1 protein-coding gene is annotated in these 507 nt (G+C 58.6%); it reads left to right on the top strand.

Features of this window, described 5'->3' with window-relative positions; translation table 11 throughout:
* A partial coding sequence (locus EAE90_RS23395) for a hemagglutinin repeat-containing protein (RefSeq protein WP_214055469.1) occupies nucleotides 1-507 on the top strand: 507 nt, incomplete at both ends.

Genomic DNA, 507 nt, shown 5'->3' with positions numbered 1-507 from the left:
TTCACGGCAGTGATGTAGTGGCGGGCCAAGATATGCAACTTTCCGGTCAAAACATTAACATCACCAGCGCGGAAAACAGTCACACCGCCATCACCAAAACCGAACAGAAACAAAGCGGCCTGACCGTGGCGCTGTCCGGCACCGCAGGCGGGGCCCTGAATTCCGCCGTTCAAACGGTTCAAGCGGCCAGAAGTGAAAGTGACAGCCGTATCAAAGCCTTACAGGGCACCAAAGCCGCTCTTAGCGGGATACAGGCAGTCCAGGCTGCCCGACTGGCCGACGCTAAAGGCGGTGGCGACAAAGCCAACAACAATCTGGTGGGCGTCAACCTCTCCTACGGCAGCCAGTCCTCCCGGTCAGAGCTGAAACAGCACCAGACCACTCAACAGGGCAGCAGCCTGATGACTGGGGATAATCTCACCCTCACCGCTTCCGGCACACCAGACCAGAACGGCGATATCCGCATTCAGGGCGGCCAGTTGCAGGCGGGCAAAGACCTGCAACTCA

It is taken from the genome of Photorhabdus caribbeanensis (genome assembly GCF_018448885.1).
GTDB classification, from domain to species: domain Bacteria; phylum Pseudomonadota; class Gammaproteobacteria; order Enterobacterales; family Enterobacteriaceae; genus Photorhabdus; species Photorhabdus caribbeanensis.
Note: the sequence above shows the minus strand (reverse complement) of the source record. Positions and strands in the feature narration are given on the sequence as shown.